We start from the raw sequence: 21,647 nt of genomic DNA, 5'->3' as shown, positions 1-21,647 counted from the left end.
TTTTAACATTATATGATTTGTGACTAGGATTTCAAGAATTTTTTAAGTAGGTGAGCAAATGAAACATTTCCAAAAATCTGAACTATTAGATCAGCTGCCGACTCAATTTTTTGCCTCCCTGGTGCAAAAGGTGGGAAGGGTGGTGGCCGAGGGGCATGATGTCATCAATCTTGGACAAGGTAACCCGGATCAGCCTACACCGGAACATGTTGTACGTTCCTTGCAAAAAGCTGTAGATAATCCCATTCATCATAAATATTCACCATTCAGGGGCAACGACTTTTTTAAAGAGGCGATAGCTGAATTTTATAAAAGAGAATATAACGTAACGCTCGACCCGAAAACGGAAGTGGCGGTACTATTTGGCGGCAAAGCAGGTCTTGTTGAAATTCCGCAATGCTTATTGAATGAGGGTGATACTGTGCTTGTACCAGATCCCGGTTATCCTGATTACTGGTCAGGGGTTGCCCTTGCAAAAGCAAAAATGGAATATATGCCGTTAGAAGAAGTATATCATTTTTTACCAAATTATGAAGACATAGATGAAAGTGTTTTGGATAAAGCGAAGCTGATGTTTTTGAACTATCCCAATAATCCCACTGGTGCAGTTGCCACATCAAAATTTTTCGAGGAGACGGTAGACCTGGCGGATAAGCATGATATTTGTGTTGTACATGATTTCGCATATGGAGCCATCGGATTTGAAGGGAAAAGGCCGTTAAGCTTTCTGCAGACTCCGGGAGCGAAAGAAGTGGGAATTGAGATTTATACCCTATCCAAGACCTATAACATGGCAGGGTGGCGTGTTGGATTTGCTGTCGGCAACCCAACTGTCATCGAGGCGATCAACTTACTGCAGGATCATATGTATGTAAGCATCTTTGGGGCGGTACAGGAAGCTGCTACAACTGCACTGCTGGAATCGCAGAAATGTGTGGAAGAGCTGGTGGATCTTTATGCTGAAAGAAGGGATGTCCTCATTACAGGGCTGCGGGAAATAGGATGGGAAGTAGCTGCGCCACAAGGTTCTTTCTTTGCTTGGTTAAAGGTTCCAAAAGGTTTCACATCCACTGAATTTGCCGATAAACTGCTAGGTGAAGCTCATGTGGTCGTAGCACCAGGTATTGGATTCGGTTCCTATGGTGAAGGATATGTGCGTGTAGGGCTCCTGACAAGTACAGAACGTCTGAAAGAAGCAGTGCAAAGGATTCAAAAACTGAATATTTTCTGAAAACTTTATTGACATCTGCACGGAAGGATGTCATAATTCCTGTTAGATTTCCTTTATTTTAAACTTAAAAATATTATATATATTGCGTTTTCTTATCAAGAGCAGGTGGAGGGACTAGCCCGATGATACCCGGCAACCGACTTATGTACATAAGCACGGTGCTAAATCTTGCAGCTTTTATGCTGGGAGATAAGAGGATGTTAGGATTCCTAACCTCTTCTTGTCGAAGAGGTTTTTTACGTTTACATACCATTTCAAGTGTTTTTGAAAGGATGATAGATATGAGTGAAATTATAGCCGCATACCTGGTACATGACAGAAAAGGGAACTTGGAAAAAAAAGCGGAGGGTATTGCCCTTGGTTTGACCGTTGGTTCTTGGACCGATTTGCCGCTATTGGAACAGGAACAGCTGAAAAAACATAAGGGCAGGGTGGTGCATGTCCAGGAACTTGAACCATGCGTGAGGGTGAACAGTTATTTTGGAACCGCCATTACAAGAGGGATCATCCAAATTGGTTACCCAAGCTTAAACTTCAGCAATGATCTACCTGCCATTTTAACGACCGTGTTCGGGAAGCTCTCCTTGGATGGTGAAATCAAACTGTTAGATTTGGAGTTTTCTAGTGAACTGAAAAGCCTATTCCCTGGACCAAAATTCGGTGTGGAGGGGATCAGGGAACTGACAGGTGTCACCGATCGTCCATATGTCATGAGCATTTTTAAAGGTGTAATTGGCAGGGACCTCACATTCCTTGGAAATCAGCTTCGGGAACAGGCACTTGGGGGAGTCGATTTTATTAAGGATGATGAAATCCTTTTCGAGAATCCACTTACTCCATTTGAAAAGAGAATTGCAGTCGGCAAAAAAGTTTTGGAGGAAGTATACGAGGATACAGGGCATCGCGCCTTCTATGCTGTAAATCTCACCGGCCGAACGTCTGACTTGAAGGAAAAAGCGAAGCGGGCTGTCGAGCTTGGAGCTGACATTCTATTATTTAATGTCTTTGCATATGGGTTGGATGTAATGCAAGGGCTTGCTGAGGATGAAAACATTCAGATACCGATCATGGCACACCCTGCAGTAAGTGGAGCAAGTACTCCATCAGAGTTTTATGGGATTTCCAACGAACTTCTTCTTGGAAAACTTGTCCGGTACGCCGGAGCCGATTTTTCCCTGTTTCCTTCCCCCTATGGCAGTGTTGCATTGCCAAAGAAGGAAGCACTTGGAATTAGAGAGAGCTTAACAAAAGTAGAAGAAGGAATGAAAGCTGCCCTGCCTGTTCCATCAGCTGGAATTCATCCAGGTCTTGTACCGCAGCTCTACCATGATTTCGGTAAGGATTCTGTAATCAATGCAGGTGGTGGGATTCATGGACATGCATTGGGCGCCATTGGCGGTGGTGCGGCTTTCAGACAGGCGGTTGATGGAGTGCTGGTTGGAAAAAACTTGAGCGAACAGGCTGAAACGAACCCGGAACTAAAACTCGCAATTGAACAATGGGGCAGTTTGGAGGTGGCAAAATGAGTTCAGGTCAGCCTATGATATTTTGTGATTTTGATGGAACGGTGACAGACAGTGACAACATCATTGCCATTATGAAGAAATATGCCCCACCAGAGTGGAATGATTTAAAGGATAAAGTACTTTCGCAGGAGATATCCATTCGAGAAGGAGTAGGGAAAATGTTTTCCCTGCTTCCCTCAAACCAAGTGGAAGAAATCAGCACGTACATTTTAGAGCATGCCGCGATCAGAAAAGGATTTCATGAATTTGTCGAATACGCGAGGAACCAGCAGATTCCACTTTATATTGTGTCTGGAGGAATAGACTTTTTTGTAGAGCCCTTGTTGCGTGGAATTGTGCCCCGGGGCCAAATCTACTGCAATGAGTCTGACTTTTCAGAAGAGAGCATCAGGATTCACTGGCCGCATTCTTGTGATGAGGAATGCCAAAACGAATGCGGGTGCTGCAAACCATCTGTTATTCGTAAACTTGCAGACAAGGACACTTATAAAATAGTGATTGGTGATTCCATTACAGACCTGCAGGCGGCGAAAATGGCGGATCAGGTAATAGCCAGGGATTTTTTGATTGAAAAATGCGATGAGCAATCCATTAACTATGAAGCATTTGAAGACTTCTTCGATGTGATAAAGATACTGAATAAGCAGGAGGTGCCATCATGAGTAGTCAAATCACTAGGTGGAATGAGCTTGCAGATGTGAAGGAGGAGCTGGCTGGCCGTGATTGGTTTTTTGGAACAAGTGGAAATCTTTCCATCAAAGTAACAGATGACCCTTTGACTTTTTTTGTTTCAGCAAGCGGAAAGGATAAGCGGAAAAGAACACCGGAAGATTTTCTGCTAGTAAACTATGCAGGGGAAGCGGTGGAAGAGACCATTCTGTTGCCTTCCGCGGAAACACTGCTTCATGTGGAAGTGTACGGCAAGTCAAATGCCGGTTGCTCCCTTCATGTCCATACGGTCGACAATAATGTCATTTCGGAATTATATGCCGAGCAGAAGGAGATAGTCTTTACAGGCCAGGAAATTATAAAAGCCTTGGGGATTTGGGAAGAAGGTGCCTCTGTCAGCATTCCAATTATTAAAAATCATGCTGATATTCCAAAACTTGCGAGGGAGTTTTCAAAGCATATCCATGAAGACAGTGGTGCTGTGCTGATCCAAAATCACGGAATTACAGTCTGGGGAAAAACTGCATTTGAAGCGAAAAAACACCTGGAAGCATGGGAATTCCTGTTTTCCTATCACTTAAAGCTTTTAAGCGTGAAAAACAGTATTAGAGGAAGCTTGCAGGTCCAATAAAAATAAACCTTGAGGAGGAAAAAGAATGGCTGAAATCAGAATTCATCAAACAAACGAAAGAATCAAAGTAAAAGAAGAAGTGGAATCCTTTTTGACTGAAAATGAAGTTATTTATGAAAAATGGGATACTTCCAAGCTTCCTGTACATCTTCAGGAGAATTTTGCACTGACAGACGAAAATAAAGAGGAAATCCTAGCTGTCTATCAGAGTGAAATTGCGGACATTTCGGCACGACGCGGATACAGAGCACAGGATGTCATCTCCTTATCCGATACCACTCCTAACTTGGAACAGCTTTTGCAGAATTTCAATAAGGAGCACCATCACACTGATGATGAGGTCCGCTATATTGTGAGCGGGCATGGGATCTTTGTCATTCAAGGCAAAGATGGCAACTTTTTCGACGTGGAACTTGAGCCTGGAGACCTGATAAGCGTACCGCCAAATGTCCGTCATTATTTTACCCTCATGGAGGACAGAAAGGTCGTAGCCATACGGATTTTCGTTACGACTGAGGGTTGGGTTCCGATTTATGAGAGCCAGACAGAACAGATAAATAACTAAGTGGACAGAGGCATTTGAGTGAAATGATTTTCACTCAAATGTCTTTTTTTTAGCCTTTTTGAAAAGAATATTGTATTTACAAGTCTACACTGAAATTAAGTATCCACAATAAACGCCCTGTTGATTTCCGTTCCAGGCATTCGCTTTCCGCGGGCGGCCTCGGGAGCCTCCTCGGCGCTATTGCGCCTGCGGGGTCTCCCTTGACACGCTGCTCCCGCAGGAGTCTCATGCCTTGCACTACAATCAACAGGGGAGAACCTGGAAATCATTCATAACACCTCAGCTTGTGGTTTATTTCTAAGAGGTTATTGCTACTAAAGCAAATTAAGATAAAACCGTGAGGGGATTGTAGCGGAAGGCGCTTGACTCCTGCGGGAGATAGAGGTAATGGGAGACCCCACAGGCAAAGCCGAGGAGGCTCCCATACCTCCCCGCGGAAAGCAAGCGACTGCAGCGGAAATCCACGGACAAAATTCAACGTAGTAATCAATATAAATAGTGATTTTTATGAGTAATCACCCCATAAAGAGGGAATATAATGGGAAGTGGTGAACTGTTGCAAATAGGAGGTTATTTGATGGAGCATATAGTGATAATTGGTGGAATAGCGGGTGGCATGAGTGCGGCTTCCAAGCTTAGAAGACTAAAGGAAGATGTAAAAATAACCGTTTTTGAAAAGGATGAACATATTTCATATGGTGCCTGCGGTTTACCCTACTACATATCTGGAGTGACAGAGTCGCACGAAGACCTTTTGGCGAGGACTGTGGAGGATTTCGAGAAACGGAATATCCAGGTACATATTCAGCATGAAGTCAAAAAAGTGGTGCCAGAGCGAAGCGTAGTGCTTGTCCAAAATCTCCAATCCGGCGAAACGATGGAAGTGAACTATGATAAACTACTGATAGCTACCGGTTCAAAACCAATTGTTCCTCCTTTCATACCAAAGGATGCAGGGAATGTCTTCACGTTAAAAACCCTTAACGATGGAATGGTCATGAGAAAATACTTTCAGGAAAGGCAAAATGTGAAGAGGGTTGCGATAATCGGTGGAGGATATATAGGGATGGAACTGGTTGAAACGATGATGGAATTACAAAAGGAAGTAATGGTCATCGAATTGCAGCCACATATTCTTCCTAACTATGATCAGGATATGGCTGAAATCTTGGAGGATTCCCTAAAAGACAGAGTGAAAATCCTGACTGGCGAAGAAGTCAAGGAGCTTCACGTTGTGGAAGGGAAGGTTACCAGCGTAAGCACAGATAAAGGGAAGTATGATGTGGATGCAGTTATCGTGAACATCGGCAATAAACCTAACACGGAGTTTGTCAAAGGTATTGGACTGAATATGCTAGATAATGGTGCCATAATTGTCGATAAACAGCAGCAAACCAGCATTCCTGCCATCTATGCTGCAGGGGACTGTGCGACAAGCAACCATCTTCTTTTGCAAAAGCCTGTTAATATTGCTTTAGGAACTACGGCCAATAAACATGGAAGAGTCGCAGCGGATAACATGGCTGGAATCTCGAATTCCTTTCAGGGAATACTTGGCACGAACGTAGTGAAAATAATGGATTGGACAGCTGCGATGACTGGATTGACCGAAAAATCCGCTAAACAGGAGAATGTAAATTTCAAAACAGTAAAAATTGAAACGAACAGCCATGCTTCCTATTATCCTGATGCGAAGCCTTTTCACATCAAGCTTGTCTATGAAAAAGAGTCAAAGAAACTGCTTGGCGCACAAATACTTGGTCAGGATGAAAGTGCAGCAAAGCGGATAGATATCTATGCCACAGCCATTACATGTGGATTGACGACAGAACAGATTGGTATGCTGGACTTAAGTTACGCACCACCATATGCAACAGTTTGGGATGCGGTTCAGGTTGCAGCAAATGCAGCAAAATAAGAGAAAAATTAATAAGGTTTAAAAGTGTTAATATTATGAATTTTCTTTACCTTTGTAGGCGAATATGCTAATGTAAAAGGTAGTTTTATCTACATAAATAGAAGTGTTTTGGAGGAGTGAGGGAATGAAAGTACGTTATAATTTTGTGCCTAAGCAAGATGTACAGTATTGTGAGCCGAACTATACGGTGAAGGACGCGTATGAGAAAATCAAAGAGACAGGTTACCGTTGCATTCCCATCCTGGAGGATAATGGGAGAAGCTTTGTAGGGCTTGTCTATAAAGTGCATTTACTGGATTACCTATACGAGGGGAAAGGATCGGAAAACGATTCTGTGGAGTCCCTTATCCAAAATAAAGATGCATTCATTTTTGAGGAGGACTCATTTTTCCAAGCGTTTTTCACAATCAAGCGACTGCCATTCATTGCAGTCCTGAACGAGGAAAATGAATTTCTCGGGATTCTGACTCATGCAAACGTCATGGATGTACTTGCTGATTCATTTGGAATGAAAACGGGAGGCTACACCTTGACCATTGCCACAATTGAACATAAAGGGGCAATCAAGGATCTGGTTTCCATGCTGAAGGACATCAACATTGACGGCATGCTTACACTGGATAACGGGGAGAAATATTTAAGACGGATCATCGTGAACCTGCCTGCCGAGCTGCCTGAGGATAAACTGAATAAGATTGTGAAAAAGCTGGAAGAGAAAGAGTTCCGGGTGACACATGTCGATCAGATTGATGTAATGAAATAATACAACCGTAAAACGAGCATCTTCCCATAGGGAAAAGATGCTCGTTTTTTATTGTGGTGTGGTAATCAACTCTTTTTCTATGAGGATAGTCGATAAAGTGACAGGCTCCGCTTTTTTCTTGAGTGCAGGAATATATTGTTTCAGAACACTGGCTGTCTTTTCTCCTGCAATGCCCACATGACCGATGGCAATAATACTATCATCCACTTCGGTTTTTCTGATCAGCTGGTTCGTCTGCTTTACGATATGGTTGGTTGTGTAAACCTCATCAAAAAACAATTCATTTTCCAAATAGGGCACAGAAAGTTCTGTGGCAATTTTTGGGACGACACTTTTTCTTGAGGTTTTACTGTCCAGATAGTAGAGGTGCCTTTCTTTGCAGATACCAAGGATAATCCGCATCACACGCTCATCAGCAGTGGCTTTTGATCCCATGTGGTTATTGATTCCAACGGCGTATGGAACGGCATCAATAGCGGCATTTACTCGTTTTGCAATTTCTTTATTGGAGAGGTCCGTTGTGATGGCCCCGGGACCAAGCCAGCTCCTTTTCCCTTTAACAGGTTCCATTGGAAGGTGTAAAATGACCTCGTGACCCAATTCATGTGCAAGCTCCGCATCCTCTTTTGTTGTAGAAAGAAACGGCATCACAGCAATGGTCAACTTGACTGGCAGATGAAGAATTTCTTCGGTACCTTTCATGTCATTTCCGAAATCATCAATTACAATGGCTACTCTATTGCCATGCTGATCGTGCTCCTCTGCATGAACGACGATGCTAACTAAAAATACTGATAATATGGATGAAATAGCGATGAGATTTTTCAACTTTACCACTCATTTCTAAGATGCTGTATATGGTTTATAAATGTTTTAGGGGTTGGGTGAGGTTCCATTCGACAAAATTCTTGTTTTTCTATTATTTCCTTGCTAGTAAATGAGCTTCATTACTAACATTTTGTACAAAATCTGTGTATTCATGCGGTAGGGTGAAAAAAATTTGTGAAAAGATTGTCTAATATTGCGATTCTATTTACAATAATAGAAATTTTTGTAATAATTCGAAAAGGAGAGCAGAGAGATAAAAGGAGCGAATTACATTGTCGTATGAAGGGTATGTGGAGAACCTATTGATTCTGATAAAGGAGAAAAGGGACTCCATGATTGTTTTGGCCAATAAAACGGGTTATATCAGTGATCAGACAATTAAATGCAGCCAGGATTTAGACAAGCTAATTTACGAGTATCAAAAAATGATCTACCAAAAGAAGTCCATATTAAAAACCATTCCAAAAAAGAATGGTCAGAAGATTTGAATCAGCCAGATCATGAATAAAAGCCCAAAGATGAAAGAGTAGGTGGAAGTGGTTTCATATCCATCGCCATGGCTCTCAGGAATGAGTTCTTTATAGATGATATAAAGCATCGCACCTGCGGCAAAAGCAAGACCATAAGGTACCAAAGTAGAGACAATGGAAGTAAGGTAAAAGCCTACTATGGCCATCGGAATTTCCACTGCTCCGGTCAATGTAGCTACAATGAATGCTTTAACTCGATTGATTTTTTGGTTCATCAGGAAAAGCGCAACAAGAAATCCCTCAGGAGCATTTTGCAAACCAATTGCAAAAGCTATCAAATTTCCCGTATCATTTGCATCCGACGCATAACTAACCCCAACAGACAACCCCTCCGGTATATTGTGAAGTGTGATGGCAGCAACGATAAGCATGGCTTTTTGGTCAAACTCGATACCTTTTCTATTATGTTCGAGGTCAATATGTGGAATGGATTTTTCCAGTAAGGTTAAGGTAAAGACACCCAATAATAGTCCGATCGATAAGGGAAGAATCCCCCCGTAGTTCAGTGCCTCAGGTATAAGGCTTAAGGTGGCGGCTGCCATCATGATGCCGGCAGTGAACGCTAATAGTATATCCTTCCATCTGTGTGAAATGGAGTTTTTAAGAAAGAGAATAGGTAATGCACCTATACCTGTAGACATGGCAGAAAGGATGCTACCGGTTAATGCTTCATTCATCACTATTTTCCTTTCAAGGCTTTTCTATGCCAGTACGTAAATTTTATTTAATTTGGTTGTTCAGAAACGGCTGCATAAAACTGCACTTAGCCGTTTTTTTGGGTTAATTTAATTTTGATTATATTAAAATTCAAATATCGAGTAAATGAAAGAGAATTCTACAAGGAGAATGTTCATTCCCCTTGTTCCATATTTTAGCATACTTCTACATAACTTTGTCGAATTGACCAAGATAGAGTGGATTACATATTTTTCAACTTGGATTGACGGATGAAGATGTTTACTATAACATTGGTTTTAATTCAAGATATTTGAAAAAGGAATGAAGATCATGACAAATAGAAACGATTTAGATGTCTCTTTAAAACTATTCATAGTACTTTCCAGAGCATACCGAGCTATTACGGATAAAGCCAATCAGTCCATTCAACGCTTTGACCTGAATCCAACTGAATTTGCAGTGCTGGAGCTTCTCTATCATAAGGGCGATCAGCCGTTGCAGCAAATAGGTGGGAAAATCCTGTTGGCAAGCGGAAGTATCACTTATGTAGTGGATAAACTAGAAGGCAAAGGCTTGCTTGCCCGTAAAGCATGTGCAAAAGATCGCCGAGTGACCTATGCGCAAATTACGGACGCCGGAAAAGATCTACTCCAAAACATCTTCCCACAGCATGAACAACAAATACACAACCTGCTTGCCGGACTCCAAACAGAAGAAAAAGAGCAGGCAATCGACCTAATAAAAAAACTCGGGCACTTTGCTGCGCATACAGAAAAAAACTGACGAGAGTCAGTTTTTTTGTTTTAATAAAGGGCCGCTAAATAAAGGGCCAGACCCCGGCAGGAGTATGCCGATTTATGTAGAATATTAAAGGGTGAATATTGTTTGCAAAGGGGACGTTTATGATGAAATTTGAAGAGTTTGCATATACACGGCCAAATATGGATGAGGTCGAGGGCAGGTATCATGCTGCGTTGGTAAGGTTCGAGGGGGCGAATTCCGCTCAGGAGCAGGAGGAAGCCATCAAGGAAATCAATGAAATCAGAAATGAGTTAAGCACGGATTTTAATCTTGTGTACATTCGCCATTCTATTGATACGACAGATGAATTCTACAAGGAAGAACAAGATTTTCTGGACGAAATAGAGCCGTTGACAAAAGCATTGGATACAAAATATTATAAAGCACTTGTAAAATCTCCATTTCGGAATGAGCTGGAGAAAAAATGGGGGACTCAGCTTTTCTCATTGGCTGATTGTGAATTGAAAACATTTGATGATTCCATCATAGAAGACCTTCAGCAGGAGAATAAGCTAACGACAAAGTACTCCAAGCTGATAGCATCAGCAAAGATCCCATTCAATGGGGAAGAGCTGACGTTGGCGCAGTTGGACCCTTTTACGGAGTCCACGGATAGAGAAGTGCGTAAAAAGGCAAGTGAAGCGAAATTCGGCTTCTTTAATGAGAATAAAGAGGAATTTGATAATATTTTTGATTCTTTGGTCAAACTCCGTACCAAGATTGCCCAAAAACTTGGTTACAAGAACTTTGTTGAGCTTGGTTATGCAAGAATGACACGTACGGACTATGATGCAGATATGGTAGCCAAATTCCGTGAACAGGTGAAGGAATATATTGTTCCATTAACTGAAAAACTGAAAGAAAGACAACAAGCGCGCATTGGTGTCCAGGATTTGAAGTATTACGATGAGGGCTTTAAATTCAAAACCGGAAATGCTACACCGAAAGGGACTCCTGAATGGATCATTGAGAATGGAAGCAAGATGTACGAGGAGCTTTCAAAGGAAACAAAAGAGTTCTTCCAATTCATGATCGACAAGAACCTGATGGACCTAGTGGCGAAAAAAGGGAAGGAAGCAGGAGGGTATTGTACCTATATCCCAACCTACAAAACACCTTATATCTTCTCGAATTTCAATGGTACAAGCGGCGATATCGATGTACTGACACATGAAGCGGGACACGCTTTTCAAGTATACATGAGCCGGGATTTCGATGTACCTGAATATAATTGGCCAACCTATGAAGCCTGTGAGATCCATTCGATGAGTATGGAGTTCTTTACATGGCCATGGATGGAGCTTTTCTTCAAGGAAGATACGGAAAAATATAAATTCTCACATTTAAGCAGTGCTATTTCATTCCTTCCTTATGGTGTTGCTGTGGATGAATTCCAGCATTTTGTATATGAAAATCCTGAAGTAACTCCTGCAGAGAGAAATAAAGCTTGGCGTGAAATTGAGGAGAAATATCTTCCTAACAGAGATTATGATGGGAATGATTATTTGGAATCGGGCGGTTTCTGGCAACGACAAGGCCATATTTATCGTACGCCTTTCTATTATATTGATTATACATTGGCTCAAATCTGTGCATTACAGTATTGGAAGCTTTCACAAGAGAAACCGGCGGAAGCATGGAAATCCTATTTGGAACTGTGTAAATTGGGAGGAAGCAAATCCTTCACGGAACTGGTGAAGTTTGCACAACTTCGTTCTCCATTCGAGGATGGCTGTGTGGAATCAGTGGTGGGGGAAATTGAAAACTATCTGAACAAGGTAGATGATAAAGTCTTATAATATGAAAGCTGTCGATACATCGGCAGCTTTTTCCAACGAAATCAAGGCATTTCCGACAAGATTCTACTTTCCCTTTTTCCTTTACTTTTGTAGAATGGTAGATATATAGTGTATAAATGGCTTTGATATTGATTTTATTTTTTGTTTGTCAATATTCGGTTAAATACATATTCAATTAATTGAAGATACTATAAAAAAAACGCATTGACTTCGTTTAGAAATAATATTTAGTATCAGAAAAGGAAGTGACCCTATGAATACAAATTCTTTGTTTTCAAAAGTGCAAACACAAAAAATCTATGGGGAATTCCCGATTTCCATTTCTAATATTTTTTCCGATTCCAGGCAGGTAACAGTGGATTCCGTTTTTGTCTGTATAAAAGGATATACGGTCGACGGCCACCGATATATATCTTCTGCAATTGATTTGGGTGCGAAAGTTATCGTGGTCGAGGATCTGCCGGAAATGCTGCATGAAGATGTCTGCTACGTGAAGGTGAGAGATACGGAAAGAGCACTGGGACAGCTTGCGAATGCATTTTTTGACTACCCTTCCACCAAGCTTAGAATTGTCGGAGTTACAGGAACGAATGGGAAAACGACAGTGACAAGCGTCATCAATAAAGTGATGAGAAATGAAGGCTATAAAACTGGCCTTAGTGGTACGATTGAAATCGATATAGATGGGGAAAAGTTCGAAAGCAAGAACACAACAAGTGATGTACTGACCATGCAAAGAATGTTGAAGGACATGGTGGATGCAGGTGTGACGGATGTTGTAATGGAAGTATCCTCCCATGGGCTTCTGCTTGGACGTTTGGCCGGGGTGGAGTTCCAGAATGGAGTGTTTACCAATCTAACACAGGACCATTTGGATTTCCATGGTACCATGGAAAATTATAAAAACGCCAAAGGGCTGCTCTTTTCGCAGCTCGGACAGGATCTCCGTAAAGACAAGGCTGCAATTCTAAATATGGATGATGAAGCTTCAAATGATTATATCAGTATGACAAGTGCCAGAATCATTTCATACGGGATCAAAAATGATGCGGATTTCAGAGCGAGTGATCTGGAGTTTTTCGAAAATAAAACAGCCTTCACTTTACATACGGATTTTGGAGAATACAGACTGGAAGTTCCGTTTGTAGGTGAATTCAACGTTTATAACATTCTCTCCGTTATCTGTGTACTTTGGGATAAGGGAATGCCTTTTGAGAAAATTCTTAAACATCTAAGTGAGGTAACACCACCTAGTGGCCGGATGGAAACGTTGCAAACAGGTGATCAACGAACCGTCATTATTGATTATGCCCATACGGAAGATGCAATCGGGAAGGTGCTCGACAGTATCAAGATGTTCTCCAAAGGGAATGTCATATCCATTATTGGGACAGGCGGTAATCGAGATAAAGATAAGCGTCCGAAGATGGGTAAGATCGCAACGGAGAAATCAGATTACGTCATCTTCACCACCGATAATCCTTTGGATGAGCCTTACGAGGAAATTATTAATGGAATGGCCGCCGGGGCAGTGGATGACAGGTTTGAATGTATCGGTGATCGTGAAGAGGCGATTTTCAGGGCCATCGAACTTGCTAAAGAGGACGACGTAGTATTAATAGCAGGTAAAGGCCATGAAAATTACCAATTGATTGGTACCGAGTCTGTTCCTTTTAACGATGGGGAAGTAGCATTAAGAGCAATTAGAACTTATCCACTTACAGAAAGTATTCCGACAACATAGATTCTACACATATCAACTGACTGAAGTGCATGGGTTTTCCATGAAAAATGCTTCAGTCAGTTTTTTTATATTTTGAAAGTATATTGTTGAAAAGGGATGTTGAAATGAGGGGAATCATTGGGGGAGTTTTCTTCATCTGTATCTTATTGTTGGTGGCCTGTAGTGGTGTAGAAGTGACCACAACAAAAGAACCTGTAAGAGAGGATGAAAAAGTAAAAGAGGAGAAACCTGTTCAAAGAGAAGAACCAAAAGTGGAGGAATTGCCTGAACTAACGGAGGCAGAACTGCAAAGGCAGGAGGCCTTGGAGGAACTGACAAAAAGGGAAAACCATGTTTTGAACAATAGTGATTATGGTGAGTCCAATGAATTCCATGAATTTGTTACAGGTGTAAAAACGAGGATGAAAACCGATGAAAAAGTCATAGCATTAACATTGGATGCATGCGGAGGAGAAAATGGCAGCGGATATGATGATGAACTGATCGGATTCCTGAATCAGCATCACATAAAGGCTAATCTTTTTGTGAATGCCAGATGGATAGAGACGCAGCCCGCTATTTTTATGGAGCTTGCAAACAATTCTTTATTTACGATAGAAAATCATGGTACAGAACACCGGCCTTTATCCACTATCCTACGTTCTGCCTGGGGCATAGAAAGTACAGCTTCAAAAGAGGAAATCGTAGCGGAAATTATCGGGAATCAGAAAATTATATTGGAGTATACAGGAAAGCTTCCAAAACATTTTCGCTCGGGAACTGCTTTTTACGATGATGTATCGGTTAAAATAGCCCAGGACCTTGGTTTGGAAGTAGTGAACTTTGATATTCTAGGTGATGCAGGAGCGACTTTTACCGCCGATCAAGTTGAAGATTCCATGCTTAAGGCAACCTCCGGATCGATCGTGATCCTTCACATGAATCACCCCGAAAGCGGGACAGCTGAAGGAGTAAAGAAAGCGGTTCTGAATTTATTGGAACAGGGATTCAGCTTTGTTCACTTACAGGATTATGAACTGGAGTAATGTACTATTACAGTTTCGTTACATCTACATAAAAAATTTGATGCAGGTCACGATAACAATGGGAGGTTGATATCGTGGCCTGTTTTTGTCATCTGTTATTTTCGGCAATGCTGTTTTTAAACTTTTCTGCGTGCCAATCAATAATCAAAATAGATCAAGCTCAAGAAAAAATGCCGATGACTGGTTTATGTGATCCGGTAAAGAATTCGGAAGAAGGAAATCGATTTGGATTAACGAGTGAAAATAAAAAGAAACAGAGAAGGCATAATCGTGTGCCTGAATATAAAAGCCGGGGATTTCGTCTATTTAATTATTAATAAAAAAGGCTTGTTGGTCACCAATTAGAAAAGTGGTGACCAACAAGCCTCAAACCGCATATTAGTTAACATTTACTTTCAATTCTTCCTGTTCAACCTCCACTTGAAGAGAAGTAGGGATGAAATCAAGCTCCAGTAAAACATCAGCGATGGCATCTTCTACATGTTCCTGAATAAGTCGGCGTAATGGTCTAGCCCCAAACTGAGGATGGTAGCCTTTATCAGCCAACCACTCTTTTGCATCTTCCGATAAATAAAGTTTACACTGATGCTCTTCCATCAGCATACCTGACAAATCATTAATCAGAATATCGACAATCTGACGCATATGCTCTTTTTCAAGTTTTGCAAATTCAATGATATTATCAAATCTGTTAAGGAATTCCGGTTTGAAATAGGACGACAAGGATTCCAGAATAGAACCTTGCTCTGTATTTTCGTGCTTCTCAAAACCTACTGTAATTCTCTTGTCTGTTACGCCTGCGTTACTTGTCATGATAATCACAGTATCTTTGAAGCTGACAGTTCTTCCTTGGCTGTCCGTCAGCCTGCCATCCTCCATTACCTGAAGAAACAGTTGGAGCACATCTGGATGGGCTTTTTCCATTTCATCAAGCAGTACAATACTGTAAGGGTTGCGGCGGACCTTTTCTGTCAACTGTCCAGCTTCCTCATGCCCGATATACCCTGGTGGAGATCCAATTAGTTTTGATACTGAGTGCTTTTCCATGTATTCACTCATGTCAAAACGGATAAATGCATCCTTTGAACCAAAAAGCTCTTCGGCAAGTGATTTGGTAAGCTCTGTTTTACCAACCCCAGTAGGTCCGACAAAAAGGAAGGAACCAATAGGTCGTTCTTTTCTTTTAAGACCTGCACGACTTCTGCGAATTGCTTTTGCAATCTTTTGGACTGCATCTTTTTGTCCAATCACTTTTTTATTTAAATTTGCCTCGAGATCACGAAGCTTTACTTGTTCTTCCTGTTGAAGTTTTCCAACTGGAATGCCAGTTTTTTCTTCTATGATTGCATAGATGTCATTCAGTGTAACTTCAATTTTTTTCGCAGTGGAGCTATTTCTACTCTTTTCAAGCTTTGCTTCTTCATCTCTCAGCTTTGCAGCGTATTCGTATTTCTCTTCATCCAAAGCTTTTTGTTTTTCCTTTTCAATCTGTGCAAGTCGGTAGTTAATTCCCTCCAAGTCCATTACATCCAAGGTTAAATTCTTCTTAGATCCTGCTTCATCAAGCAAATCAATGGCTTTATCGGGTAGGAAACGATCCTGAATATAGCGGTGTGACAGGCTGACGCAGGCATTTATCGCTTCTTCTGTATAGGAAACCTGATGGAAATCCTCGTATTTGGATTGGATACCTTTAATGATCTCAACAGCCTTTTCAGGAGTTGGCTCTTTTACCATAACAGGTTGAAAGCGTCGTTCCAATGCTGCATCCTTTTCTATTTGCCGATATTCCTTCAAGGTAGTAGCCCCGATGAGCTGCAGCTCGCCTCTGGCCAATGCCGGTTTCAACATGTTACCTGCATCCATGGACCCTTCCGCAGAACCAGCTCCCACAATTAAGTGCAATTCATCCACAAATAGGATGACGTTTTTTCTTTCCTGCAGTTCCTGGATGATCTGCTTCAGCCGTTCTTCGAATTGACCTCTAATACCAGTATTGGCAACAAGTGAGGCAACATCCAACAGATAGATTTCTTTATTCTGAAGCTTGGCAGGGACATCTCCGGTAGTAATATTAAGAGCAAGTCCTTCCGCGATGGCTGTTTTACCTACTCCAGGTTCACCGATTAGTACAGGGTTGCTCTTGTTTCGTCTATTTAGAATTTCAATTACTTTCTTGATTTCTTTTTCTCTTCCCACAACAGGGTCAATCAATCCTGCTTTAGCAAGATTTGTTACATTTTTGGCTAATTTGTCCAGAATTCCACGACCCTGTTTGGACTCTTTAGCATCTTTGAAATTTGACTCATTAGTAGGTCGATGATCCTGCTCCCAAAAAGGAGAGTGTCCGGAAAATCCTTGAAAGAATCCAGACGGTGTCTGTAATTTTGCTCTTTCTTCTTCAAAGCAGGAAGAGCATAGGACAAGTTGCTTTTGTTCTGAATTTAATTGGAACTTAACATGAATAGTTGCTTGATTCTGTTCGCATTTTTGACAAATCATTCTTTGCTTCCTCCTTGAGAATTGTTTGACTTTCTTTGACCATTTAGGTTTAGCCATAGTATACTTTGACCTTTTTTGACTTTCAAGTATTTTGCCTGTTGGTAAATCATAGAAAAAATATATTCTATATATTTAGAAAAGTTTGTTGACTTCATCTTGAGACTGTTGTTATAATTGCAAAAAGTATCAATCTTATAAAAATCATATAGCAAACTTCTTATTAAGAGTGGTGGAGGGACAGACCCTGTGAAGCCCGGCAACCTTCAATGATGTTGAAAAGGTGCTAATTTCTGCAGATTTTTTTTCTGAGAGATAAGAAGAGGACCTTGAATGAAAGCCTCTTCTTATCGAAGAGGCTTTTTATCTGTACAAAAGGGGGAAAAGTAAAAGTAATATTATCCGGAATTACTCAATATGGTAGATAGTAAATCAATCATCCAATCAATGAATTAACGCAATGAACAAAAAAAACTGAATATCTCTTATCGAGAGTGACCGAGGGATCAGGCCCTATGAAGTCCGGCAACCATCAGGAAAAGTTATTCTTTTTCTGAAAAGGTGCTAATTCCTGCAGGCGGACTATGCCTGACAGATAAGAGGAGGAAAAAACCTCTTCTTATGAAGGGGTTTTTTATTTTTATATAAAAACGGAGGTAAAAACATGACAAATACAAATGACGCTTATCAATTAGAAACGCTATTGCTACACGGAGGGCAAACTCCTGATCCGACTACCGGTTCCAGAGCCGTCCCCATCTATCAGACAACATCGTATGTGTTCAATGATACAGAGCATGCCCAAAATTTATTTGCCCTGAATGAATTCGGCAACATCTATACGAGAATTGGAAACCCGACAGTCGACGTGCTGGAAAAGAGAATTTCGCTGTTAGAAGGCGGAGTGGCGGCAGTGGCAACCAGCTCCGGCATGGCTGCAATTGCATTTGCCATATTAAACATTGCCCACTCCGGTGATGAAATTGTGGCAGCAGGCAATCTGTATGGAGGTACCTATAATCTTTTTGCTGTCACATTGCCGAAATATGGGATAAAAGTGAACTTTGTGGATGGAACGGATCCAGAGAACTTCAGAAAGGCAATAACCCCAAAAACCAAAGCGATTTTCGGCGAAATCATTGGAAATCCGAGCTTACATGTCTTAGATGTTGAAGGTGTCGCCAAAGTTGCACAAGATCATGACATACCACTCATTATTGATAATACTTTTGCATCCCCATATCTTTGCAACCCGATCAAGTGGGGAGCGGATATTGTGGTACATTCCGCAACTAAATGGATTGGCGGCCATGGAACGACAATCGGAGGAATTGTGGTGGATGGCGGTACATTCAACTGGGATAATCCTAAATTCCAAGACTTTACTGAACCGGATGAAAGCTATAATGGCATTCGCTATGCAGAAGCCTTCGGAAACCTTGCTTATGCAGTTAAACTGCGTGTCCAGCTTTTGCGTGATTTTGGCGCATGCTTAAGTCCTCAAAATGCATTTCTGCTTCTACAAGGATTGGAGACGCTTCACCTAAGGGTGGAAAAGCATAACGAAAATGCAACAGAGCTTGCAAGATTCCTACAAGATCATCCTGCTGTTGAGTGGGTATCCCACCCTAGTCTTCAAGGACATCCGGCGCATGCATCCGCTCAAAAGTATTTGAGAAACGGATATGGTTCCATTCTCAATTTTGGAATTAAAGGAGGAAGAGAAGCTGGAAGAAAAGCTATTGATTCAATCAAGCTATGGTCACATGTAGCCAATGTAGGAGACGCAAAATCCTTGATCATTCATCCAGCATCCACCACGCATCAGCAGCTTACAGGGGAAGATCTGAAAAAGTCAGGCGTAACAGAAGATCTGATTCGCCTATCTGTAGGAATTGAATCAATCGAAGATCTGAAAAAGGATCTGGACCAGGCACTTTTCACAGCAACAGGAAAATCCATCTTAAAAGTGGAAAGCATCTGATATGAAAAGGGTGGAAGGACAGTGACAGAGTGTGATTGCAAAACAACTGCCGGTAGTGTCCGGATCGAGCGACTGGTGCTTGAAAGTGGAGAAGTATTGGAGAAGGTGGAAATTGCCTATGAAAGGGTTGGAAATAAGAATAGGGAACTTATTATAGTCTGTCATGCCTTGACAGGAAACCAATTTGCAAGAGGATCCGAGGAAGAAAAAGGCTGGTGGCATTCCTTTATTGGTCCCGAATCCTATATTGATACAAATGACTATCAAGTAATAACAATGAATGTTCTAGGAGGGTGTAATGGCTCCACAGGTCCAACCTCCCTGAATCCAATAACTGGTGAAAAATATGGAAGCAAGTTTCCGTCCGTCACAATCAGAGATATGGTGCATGCTCAATATTTGGCATTGAGGGAGCTTGGGTACTCCGAAGCGAAAGCGGTTATTGGAGGCTCACTTGGGGGAATGCAGGTGCTCGAATGGGGAATATTATATCCGGATTATGCAGATATTCTTATTCCTATGGCTGTAACCCCTTATTTTACTGATTATGCTCTAGCTTTTAACTGTATTGGAAGAAGAGCCATTATGACAGACCCGCTTTGGAATAATGGAGATTATCAGGAAAATGAAATGTTGAAAGGTCTTGAAATAGCCAGAATGGTTGGTCTGGTAACTTATCGCTCTGCCAGTTTATTCAATCATCGTTTTAACCGGGAACAGAAACGAACAAAAGATGACTCTACTGTTGAATATCAGGTGGATTCTTATATGAAATACCAGGGTGAGAAATTCACACGACGTTTTGATGCCAACAGCTATCTTTGTCTGTTGGAGGCAATGGATCAGTATGATATCGGCTGGGAACGGAACGGCTGGAGGCAAGCACTGAGCCAAATAAAAAGTAAAGTGTGTATGATAGGTTTTTCAAAAGACCTGCTATATCCCACTAGTATGATAAGAGAAGCAGTGGAGGCACTGAAAGCCCATGGAATATCTGCAAGTTTTGTTGAGGTTGAAACAGAGTTCGGACATGATGGCTTTTTGGTTGAGTTTGACAAATGGGGGATGGAAGTGAAGAGATTGCTTGAGGAAAAAGAGAGAAGGGAAGTGACTCATGTCTAAAATAAATGTGGCGCTGTTGGGATATGGAACGGTTGGAAAGGGGGTATACAGTACGATTGAATCCCATCAAAACCGTTTACAGAGGCTATTGGGAAAAGAGGTTAAAGTTGTTGCCATTCTTGTTCGAAATTTAGAAAAACATGTGGCGCCGGATGATCAGGTCCTACTTACAGCGAACTTTGAGGATATTCTGTCACTTTCAGATCTTCATATTGTCATTGATGCCATTGTTGGCAGGGAACCAGGATTTACTTATCTGAAAAAAGCAATCGATAAGGGTTGTCATATTGTTACGGCGAATAAAGAAATGTTTGCATTTCATGGAACCGAGCTGCAGACCTTGGCCCTGGAAAAAGGAGTTGGCCTAGGCTATGAGGCGACCGTAGCGGGAGGAATCCCTATCATCCAAACGATTCGACAGCTTCTTCAGGTTAATCATTTTCAAAAAATCGAGGCCATTCTTAACGGAACCTCCAACTTCATTTTAACGAATATGAGGAAGTTGGGCAGCACTTTTGCTGAGACGCTCCAGCTTGCAAAAGAAAATGGCTATGCAGAATCCGATCCTACCAATGATATTGAAGGATATGATGCCCTTTATAAAGGCATGGTAATGAGTCAGCTGATTTATGGAGAACTGCCTTGTATCGATAGCGTCAAAAGAAAGGGAATAACACATATTCAGCCTCAGCATATGAAGGTTGCAGAAGAAGCGGGTTTGAGGTTCAAACATGTGGTCGCTCTCTCCAAGTCAAATGATGAGATCCAATGTAAGGTGGAACCTGTTCTTGTAACAGATTCCCATCCTTTCTATCAAGTCGAAGGGGTTCAAAACAGTGTTTCTATTACAACCGATCTGTTGGGTACTTTGCAGCTGCAGGGTCCAGGGGCTGGCATGTTTCCTACAGCGAGTGCAGTCCTAGAAGACATCATTCAGTTGGAAAATAAACCTAAAGCCTCTCCTGCGGCAAAAAATTCTGTTACTGACCAGGATACTTTATTGCAATGGGTAATCTTTTGTGAATACCCTGAAATAGAAAAATCCGGTCAAGAAATTTCGGTCATCGAAAAGCTGGATGATACAACCTGGATTATTGAAGGTGAGGTTATACCTTCGGGGTTGTCACACAGTTCGAGTACAAACATATTCCCGTTAAAAGGAAGGTATGAAAGGAAGAAATTGCCCCTCCAAGTTTAATAGTTACTAGAGAACATTTTCTAGCGGAATGTTAATAAAGCCCTTATCAAAAAAGCGCTTCTTTCCTGACTGCCTGTCTCATATAATGTGACAAGCAGTTTTTTCATTTTCAATGTGGAGAGGTCGCAAAAAAATA

Annotated in this window: 18 protein-coding genes and 3 riboswitches; of the genes, 15 read left to right on the top strand and 3 right to left on the bottom strand. The window is 41.5% G+C overall.

Annotated features, from left to right (window positions below; all coding sequences use genetic code 11):
• The first annotated feature begins 58 nt into the window (after nt 1-58).
• The 7 genes from ABN702_RS12320 to cbpA all read left to right on the top strand — a co-directional run bounded on the left by ABN702_RS12320 (nt 59) and on the right by cbpA (nt 7,303).
• On the top strand, nt 59-1,231 hold the full coding sequence (locus tag ABN702_RS12320) for a pyridoxal phosphate-dependent aminotransferase (RefSeq protein WP_417897148.1): 1,173 nt from the start codon (nt 59-61) through the stop codon (nt 1,229-1,231).
• An 89-nt stretch (nt 1,232-1,320) separates the two neighbouring features.
• Nucleotides 1,321-1,427: riboswitch (SAM riboswitch) on the top strand.
• 85 nt (nt 1,428-1,512) lie between these two features.
• Nucleotides 1,513-2,757, top strand: coding sequence for a 2,3-diketo-5-methylthiopentyl-1-phosphate enolase (mtnW, locus tag ABN702_RS12315; protein WP_417897147.1), 1,245 nt, complete (start codon nt 1,513-1,515; stop codon nt 2,755-2,757).
• Nucleotides 2,754-3,419: a 2-hydroxy-3-keto-5-methylthiopentenyl-1-phosphate phosphatase gene (locus ABN702_RS12310; protein WP_417897146.1), complete on the top strand. Its 666-nt coding sequence runs from the start codon at nt 2,754-2,756 to the stop codon at nt 3,417-3,419. Before mtnW ends, ABN702_RS12310 begins: the two co-directional genes overlap by 4 nt.
• Nucleotides 3,416-4,057, top strand: coding sequence for a methylthioribulose 1-phosphate dehydratase (locus ABN702_RS12305; RefSeq protein ID WP_417897145.1), 642 nt, complete (start codon nt 3,416-3,418; stop codon nt 4,055-4,057). The genes ABN702_RS12310 and ABN702_RS12305 overlap by 4 nt, the downstream gene beginning before the upstream one ends.
• A 25-nt stretch (nt 4,058-4,082) precedes the next feature.
• The gene (locus ABN702_RS12300; RefSeq protein ID WP_417897144.1) at nt 4,083-4,622 is read left to right on the top strand and encodes a 1,2-dihydroxy-3-keto-5-methylthiopentene dioxygenase; all 540 of its coding nucleotides are present in this window, start codon (nt 4,083-4,085) and stop codon (nt 4,620-4,622) included.
• Between the two features lie 577 nt (nt 4,623-5,199).
• On the top strand, nt 5,200-6,540 hold the full coding sequence (locus tag ABN702_RS12295; protein WP_417897143.1) for a CoA-disulfide reductase: 1,341 nt from the start codon (nt 5,200-5,202) through the stop codon (nt 6,538-6,540).
• Between the two features lie 124 nt (nt 6,541-6,664).
• Nucleotides 6,665-7,303, top strand: coding sequence for a cyclic di-AMP binding protein CbpA (cbpA, locus tag ABN702_RS12290; protein WP_417897142.1), 639 nt, complete (start codon nt 6,665-6,667; stop codon nt 7,301-7,303).
• A 48-nt stretch (nt 7,304-7,351) separates the two neighbouring features.
• Here the strand turns inward: cbpA and ABN702_RS12285 are convergent, their stop codons facing one another.
• Nucleotides 7,352-8,131: a divergent polysaccharide deacetylase family protein gene (locus ABN702_RS12285; protein ID WP_417897141.1), complete on the bottom strand. Its 780-nt coding sequence runs from the start codon at nt 8,129-8,131 to the stop codon at nt 7,352-7,354.
• 272 nt (nt 8,132-8,403) lie between these two features.
• Between ABN702_RS12285 and ABN702_RS12280 the strand changes: the two genes are divergently transcribed.
• Entirely contained in the window at nt 8,404-8,619 is a 216-nt protein-coding gene (locus ABN702_RS12280; RefSeq protein ID WP_417897140.1) for a Spo0E family sporulation regulatory protein-aspartic acid phosphatase, read from the top strand.
• Here ABN702_RS12280 and ABN702_RS12275 read toward each other — a convergent pair.
• The gene (locus ABN702_RS12275) at nt 8,607-9,338 is read right to left on the bottom strand and encodes a ZIP family metal transporter (RefSeq protein ID WP_417897139.1); all 732 of its coding nucleotides are present in this window, start codon (nt 9,336-9,338) and stop codon (nt 8,607-8,609) included. The two genes, ABN702_RS12280 and ABN702_RS12275, sit on opposite strands and share 13 nt — an antisense overlap.
• A gap of 331 nt (nt 9,339-9,669) precedes the next feature.
• Here ABN702_RS12275 and ABN702_RS12270 point away from each other — a divergent pair, with 331 nt between their 5' ends.
• The 4 genes from ABN702_RS12270 to ABN702_RS12255 all read left to right on the top strand — a co-directional run bounded on the left by ABN702_RS12270 (nt 9,670) and on the right by ABN702_RS12255 (nt 14,708).
• Nucleotides 9,670-10,122: a MarR family winged helix-turn-helix transcriptional regulator gene (locus tag ABN702_RS12270; protein WP_417897138.1), complete on the top strand. Its 453-nt coding sequence runs from the start codon at nt 9,670-9,672 to the stop codon at nt 10,120-10,122.
• Nucleotides 10,123-10,244: 122 nt separating this feature from the next.
• The gene (locus tag ABN702_RS12265) at nt 10,245-11,939 is read left to right on the top strand and encodes a M3 family oligoendopeptidase (protein ID WP_417900892.1); all 1,695 of its coding nucleotides are present in this window, start codon (nt 10,245-10,247) and stop codon (nt 11,937-11,939) included.
• 253 nt (nt 11,940-12,192) lie between these two features.
• A complete protein-coding gene (locus tag ABN702_RS12260; protein ID WP_417897137.1) occupies nt 12,193-13,683 on the top strand; it encodes a UDP-N-acetylmuramoyl-L-alanyl-D-glutamate--2,6-diaminopimelate ligase in 1,491 nt (496 codons plus the stop codon).
• Nucleotides 13,684-13,787: 104 nt separating this feature from the next.
• Entirely contained in the window at nt 13,788-14,708 is a 921-nt protein-coding gene (locus ABN702_RS12255) for a polysaccharide deacetylase family protein (protein WP_417897136.1), read from the top strand.
• A gap of 378 nt (nt 14,709-15,086) precedes the next feature.
• On the opposite strand, the gene ABN702_RS12250 is transcribed toward ABN702_RS12255, so the two are convergent.
• Complete coding sequence (locus ABN702_RS12250; RefSeq protein ID WP_417897135.1) at nt 15,087-17,210, bottom strand: AAA family ATPase; 2,124 nt, start codon at nt 17,208-17,210, stop codon at nt 15,087-15,089.
• Nucleotides 17,211-17,424: 214 nt separating this feature from the next.
• Nucleotides 17,425-17,529, top strand: a riboswitch (SAM riboswitch).
• A gap of 160 nt (nt 17,530-17,689) precedes the next feature.
• A riboswitch (SAM riboswitch) is annotated at nt 17,690-17,809 on the top strand.
• Between the two features lie 62 nt (nt 17,810-17,871).
• On the opposite strand from ABN702_RS12250, the gene ABN702_RS12245 reads away from it, so the two are divergent.
• The 3 genes from ABN702_RS12245 to ABN702_RS12235 are packed head-to-tail and all read left to right on the top strand — an operon-like array spanning nt 17,872 to nt 21,511.
• Complete coding sequence (locus tag ABN702_RS12245; RefSeq protein ID WP_417897134.1) at nt 17,872-19,191, top strand: O-acetylhomoserine aminocarboxypropyltransferase/cysteine synthase family protein; 1,320 nt, start codon at nt 17,872-17,874, stop codon at nt 19,189-19,191.
• Nucleotides 19,192-19,212: 21 nt separating this feature from the next.
• On the top strand, nt 19,213-20,313 hold the full coding sequence (gene metX, locus ABN702_RS12240) for a homoserine O-acetyltransferase MetX (RefSeq protein ID WP_417897133.1): 1,101 nt from the start codon (nt 19,213-19,215) through the stop codon (nt 20,311-20,313).
• Entirely contained in the window at nt 20,306-21,511 is a 1,206-nt protein-coding gene (locus tag ABN702_RS12235) for a homoserine dehydrogenase (protein WP_417897132.1), read from the top strand. The genes metX and ABN702_RS12235 overlap by 8 nt, the downstream gene beginning before the upstream one ends.
• Nucleotides 21,512-21,647: the final 136 nt, after the last annotated feature.

The organism is Bacillus haimaensis (assembly GCF_048270625.1).
GTDB classification, from domain to species: Bacteria; Bacillota; Bacilli; order Bacillales; family Bacillaceae_I; genus Sutcliffiella_A; species Sutcliffiella_A haimaensis.
This window is presented reverse-complemented; position numbering and strand designations above follow the sequence as displayed.

Excerpts from the sequence above, each read along its gene's own strand:
- ABN702_RS12275 (WP_417897139.1), bottom strand. The coding sequence starts at position 9,338 with ATGAATGAAGCATTAACCGGTAGCATCCTTTCTGCCATGTCTACAGGT.
- ABN702_RS12255 (WP_417897136.1), top strand. The coding sequence starts at position 13,788 with ATGAGGGGAATCATTGGGGGAGTTTTCTTCATCTGTATCTTATTGTTG.
- ABN702_RS12250 (WP_417897135.1), bottom strand. The coding sequence starts at position 17,210 with ATGATTTGTCAAAAATGCGAACAGAATCAAGCAACTATTCATGTTAAG.
- ABN702_RS12295 (WP_417897143.1), top strand. The coding sequence starts at position 5,200 with ATGGAGCATATAGTGATAATTGGTGGAATAGCGGGTGGCATGAGTGCG.
- ABN702_RS12305 (WP_417897145.1), top strand. The coding sequence starts at position 3,416 with ATGAGTAGTCAAATCACTAGGTGGAATGAGCTTGCAGATGTGAAGGAG.
- ABN702_RS12235 (WP_417897132.1), top strand. The coding sequence starts at position 20,306 with ATGTCTAAAATAAATGTGGCGCTGTTGGGATATGGAACGGTTGGAAAG.
- ABN702_RS12300 (WP_417897144.1), top strand. The coding sequence starts at position 4,083 with ATGGCTGAAATCAGAATTCATCAAACAAACGAAAGAATCAAAGTAAAA.
- ABN702_RS12265 (WP_417900892.1), top strand. The coding sequence starts at position 10,245 with ATGAAATTTGAAGAGTTTGCATATACACGGCCAAATATGGATGAGGTC.
- ABN702_RS12260 (WP_417897137.1), top strand. The coding sequence starts at position 12,193 with ATGAATACAAATTCTTTGTTTTCAAAAGTGCAAACACAAAAAATCTAT.
- mtnW (WP_417897147.1), top strand. The coding sequence starts at position 1,513 with ATGAGTGAAATTATAGCCGCATACCTGGTACATGACAGAAAAGGGAAC.
- ABN702_RS12320 (WP_417897148.1), top strand. The coding sequence starts at position 59 with ATGAAACATTTCCAAAAATCTGAACTATTAGATCAGCTGCCGACTCAA.
- ABN702_RS12245 (WP_417897134.1), top strand. The coding sequence starts at position 17,872 with ATGACAAATACAAATGACGCTTATCAATTAGAAACGCTATTGCTACAC.
- ABN702_RS12270 (WP_417897138.1), top strand. The coding sequence starts at position 9,670 with ATGACAAATAGAAACGATTTAGATGTCTCTTTAAAACTATTCATAGTA.
- ABN702_RS12310 (WP_417897146.1), top strand. The coding sequence starts at position 2,754 with ATGAGTTCAGGTCAGCCTATGATATTTTGTGATTTTGATGGAACGGTG.
- cbpA (WP_417897142.1), top strand. The coding sequence starts at position 6,665 with ATGAAAGTACGTTATAATTTTGTGCCTAAGCAAGATGTACAGTATTGT.